Source organism: Enterobacter cloacae complex sp. IR5418, assembly GCF_049238105.1.
GTDB lineage: Bacteria > Pseudomonadota > Gammaproteobacteria > Enterobacterales > Enterobacteriaceae > Enterobacter > Enterobacter hormaechei.
Genome location: NZ_JBMKHS010000085.1, coordinates 1 through 3,576, shown reverse-complemented (window position 1 = coordinate 3,576; position 3,576 = coordinate 1). Strand labels below are relative to the sequence as shown.

Annotated in this window: 7 protein-coding genes; all 7 read right to left on the bottom strand. The window is 59.6% G+C overall.

Annotated elements, in window-relative coordinates; all coding sequences use genetic code 11:
- Window positions 1–130 precede the first annotated feature (130 nt).
- A complete protein-coding gene (locus tag ACOTX7_RS24025) occupies window positions 131–688 on the bottom strand; it encodes a recombinase family protein (RefSeq protein WP_003100847.1) in 558 nt (185 codons plus the stop codon).
- Window positions 682–1,053: a hypothetical protein gene (locus ACOTX7_RS24020; RefSeq protein WP_021243030.1), complete on the bottom strand. Its 372-nt coding sequence runs from the start codon at window positions 1,051–1,053 to the stop codon at window positions 682–684. Before ACOTX7_RS24020 ends, ACOTX7_RS24025 begins: the two co-directional genes overlap by 7 nt.
- Window positions 1,050–1,550: a hypothetical protein gene (locus ACOTX7_RS24015; RefSeq protein WP_003100856.1), complete on the bottom strand. Its 501-nt coding sequence runs from the start codon at window positions 1,548–1,550 to the stop codon at window positions 1,050–1,052. The genes ACOTX7_RS24020 and ACOTX7_RS24015 overlap by 4 nt, the downstream gene beginning before the upstream one ends.
- Window positions 1,547–1,873, bottom strand: a complete 327-nt coding sequence (locus ACOTX7_RS24010) for a hypothetical protein (protein WP_003100858.1) — start codon at window positions 1,871–1,873, stop codon at window positions 1,547–1,549. The genes ACOTX7_RS24015 and ACOTX7_RS24010 overlap by 4 nt, the downstream gene beginning before the upstream one ends.
- Before the next feature lie 254 nt (window positions 1,874–2,127).
- Window positions 2,128–2,484, bottom strand: coding sequence for a cupin domain-containing protein (locus ACOTX7_RS24005; RefSeq protein ID WP_000215515.1), 357 nt, complete (start codon window positions 2,482–2,484; stop codon window positions 2,128–2,130).
- A complete protein-coding gene (locus ACOTX7_RS24000; RefSeq protein ID WP_001293886.1) occupies window positions 2,474–2,875 on the bottom strand; it encodes a DUF86 domain-containing protein in 402 nt (133 codons plus the stop codon). Before ACOTX7_RS24000 ends, ACOTX7_RS24005 begins: the two co-directional genes overlap by 11 nt.
- Entirely contained in the window at window positions 2,872–3,162 is a 291-nt protein-coding gene (locus tag ACOTX7_RS23995; RefSeq protein WP_001247892.1) for a nucleotidyltransferase family protein, read from the bottom strand. The genes ACOTX7_RS24000 and ACOTX7_RS23995 overlap by 4 nt, the downstream gene beginning before the upstream one ends.
- Window positions 3,163–3,576: the final 414 nt, after the last annotated feature.

The following is a 3,576-nucleotide window of genomic DNA, read 5'->3' as shown; positions in this document are numbered from 1 at the left end:
TATGGAAAGAGTTTTTACCCAGATCGATACCAATGAGCGCAATGTTTTCCATGATAGTTCTCCGAATGAAAGCCTGTCCTCAGCATAGTACCGGGAAGGAGGGAGTGACCATCTCATTAAATAAAGCACGCTAAGCGTGCGTGGAGGCTGGCACCCAGCGGTACAGCGTCGGAATGGACACGCCGAGGTTCTTGGCCACGTCCTTGGGCGGCACCCCGCTGGCCAGCAGCTTCTTGGCCGACTCGATCTTGCTGTCGGTCATCTTCGGCTTGCGGCCGCCTTTGCGGCCGAGCTGCTTGGCGACTTCCAGCCCGGCGCGGGTGCGCTCGACGGTCAGCTCGCGCTCCATTTCGGCAAGGCTCGCCATGACGTGGAAGAAGAACCGCCCGGATGGTGTGCCGGTGTCGATGGAGTCGGTGAGGCTCCTGAACTGGACACCGTGCTTGTGCAGATCGCCGACCAGATCGACCAGTTGCTTGACCGACCGGCCCAGCCGGTCGAGCTTCCAGACGACCAAAGTATCGCCTTCGCGCAGCATTTCGAGCGTCTTGGCCAAGCCAGGCCGGTCTGCCCGCGTGCCACTCACCTTGTCCTCGAAGACCTTTTTACATCCGGCCTTGCTCAAGGCTTCGCGTTGCAGCTCCAGGTTCTGATCCTGCGTCGAGACGCGCGCATAGCCAATCAACATGGCTTGTCTCGCGCCCGGTCGATGCGTTCCTGCATCGCCTGCATCACTTCTTCGTGGGTGTACGATCTGGCGTTGGCGTCGGTGGCTTGCCGCAGGGCTTCCTCAACCTCGCGCGTCATCCGCTCGTAATCCTCCGGCCACAGCGCTTGCTCCATGCGCAGCGACGCCTGACTCAGCAGGTGCAGCAGGCTGAACAGCCGCATGTCGTTGGTGGCGACGATGCGCTCCCGAATCTGCTCCTGAATAGCTTCGCTAGCCCGATGCGCTTGTGGTGTGGCAGTCCCCTCGTAGTCAGCGGGGAATTCCGCTTCCTCGGCAATCCTTGCCCAGGCGCTGGCCAGCGCCTCGATGGTTGACGTGCTCATTTCCGCCGCTCCTGTGCTCTTTGGCGAATCAACCGGCCAAGGGGCCTCGACGCGAAAACCAGCAGCATCACGCCTATCGGATACCAGGTCGAGAAGACCACCAAGGCATCGAAGGCTGGCCGTCCGGTGTTGGTAGGCAGTACGGCGGTCACAGCCATCAACCCGCCGACCGTCCAGATGATGCGCCACACGTAGGGCATCACGCGGGGCACGTAGCCGTCATCGAAAGCGGTCTGGTAGTAGCGGCGCAGGCCGCGCTCGGCAAGCGCCTGGCGCTGCCGCTCCGACAGCGCATCCGTCCGGCCATACCAGCGCCGGAATGGTGGACAGCGCAGCAGCAAAGGGGTGAAGAGGATCATCACCGCCACGATCGCGACACCCCACGCCATGACGGCGCCGGCATCGGGCCGCTTGGCGTTCTCGATCACGGGCGCGAAGACGCCCGGAGCACCGATCATCCAGAACAGCGCAATGTGCTGATGGAAGGAGAGCTTCATTTGCTCATCCACTTGCGCAGCAGGCGCTTTTTCAGGGAGGCGCGTTCTTGCGGGTTGCGTCCCTTGTGATTGGCGATGCGATCCGCCGTGGCGGCCTGGCGCTTGACGGGCCAGTAGGAGCGGCCATCCTTGCCCATCGACCAGACGCTGCTGGCCTGGTTTTCCAGCAGGGGCAGATGGGCGCTCAGGGCTTCGGGCGACGCGCTGGTCAGCGCCGTGCGCTCACGGGTGCGCCAGCGCTGATGCCAGAGCTTCTTGTCCTCGCGCTCGCTGCCGCAGGTCGTGTGCCCGACGATGGGTGTTTTGCGGCGGCTGCGGCTCATAACGTAGTGGTCTCCAAGAACATTCAGGACTGATCCCAGGCGTCGATGGTCAAGACCTGATCGGCAGGACAGGCGGCTACGCGGTCGGGAACTGGATGGTGTTCAGTCTCATGCCGACCCCATTCGATTGATCGCGTCGCTTGCGGCACGCTGCGACGCAAGGAGGTTTGCGACCTGGTTTAGCAGCCGTGTCCGCTGCATGTCTGTTACCTATCTCCCCGACCGCTCATTGGACCAACTCCAGAGATTGGGCTCTATCGCTCAGCCAATACGAAACCGGCATTGGCTGATGCCACAACCGAGACTAACACAAATGGCTCGGTACCTGTATTTCGCGCCCCGTGCACTTGGCCCGGTCTTGCCACGGCTATCTCACCTTCCCTGAGGGCACGAACAATCCCATTGCCCTGAAAGTAATCAGCCATTCCCGACAAAACAGTCCACGTGTCTTGGCCGTGAGGATGAATGTGAGCCGCAATTTCCTGCCCGGGATGGACATGCCAAACCACGATAATTGAGTCTCGGGTTTCAAGCACAACGGAACGAATAGGCTCGCCTTCGGACGGCTGAACATACTCGGCTACAGAAAATATTCTCGATTCAACAGTCATCGGAGATCCCTCTTTCACAGTTGTCGTTACGGTCTTCATCGTCGGCATCCTGACGCACGGCGGGCAATTGCTGGAGCAACGCCGGCAGCCATTCCTGTACCGTCTCCCACACCACATCGAGGTTGATGTCGAAATAGCCGTGAGCCATGCGATTACGCATATTGCGCATGCTGCGCCACGGCACGTCGGCATGCGCCTGGGTGAACTCGACGTAGCCATCCATCACCTTTGTGGCCGCCTCGCCGATGACGATCAGGCTCATGATGACGGCCTGCTGGGTGCGCTTGTCGGCCAAGAAGTCGTCCTTGGCCATCCCTTCCACGAAGCTGCGCGCATCGGTTGCGGCCTGCTGAATGTGGTCGAGGTAATCGGGCAGGCGGTTCTCGCTCATATCGGTTGCGCCTCCGCGAGCACCTTGGCCCGGAACTTCGGCGGCAGGTCGCCGGGAGTCAGCAGATCGACGTCAACGCCGAGCAGCGATTTCAGTTCTTCTTCCAAATCGCCCAAGTCCAACAACGTGGCACCGGGCAGCGCATCGACCAACAGGTCGAGGTCGCTGCCATCCCGGTCGGTGCCATGCAGCACCGAGCCGAAGACGCGCGGGTTCGCGGCGCGAAAGCGGCCTACCGCTTCACGCACTGCGCTTCGCTTCATGTCAAGCACAACAGACGGTCGCATGCGCATCCTTTCTTATCGAAACTCGTTGAGATGATATGCAATCAAGAATAGAATTTCAAGAACTATTTTCGAGAATCGCAATGCCTTGATTCCCGTGCCGCGCCTGTCATTTTCAGAAGGTGACTGCACGGAATATCAAGAGTCGGCTGCACAGTCTTTTCTGATCTGTGGTCGTCTCAGAAAACGGAATCTATGGTCACTCCCGTTTTTGCAACACCGATTTTGACGATAAGTTGGCTTGCTTGAATCTATCCGGCGTCTGAATGGGATTTTATTCCCGCGCCTCGATGAGTTCCGCGCCTGATGAACCTCCAGAAAATATACGGCTTCAGCGAGCCTTTCCGTTTTACAGGTTCCTCAACAGGCCGGTGGGCCGTTTGTATCATCAATATCAGTATTCGCAAAACCAGATGA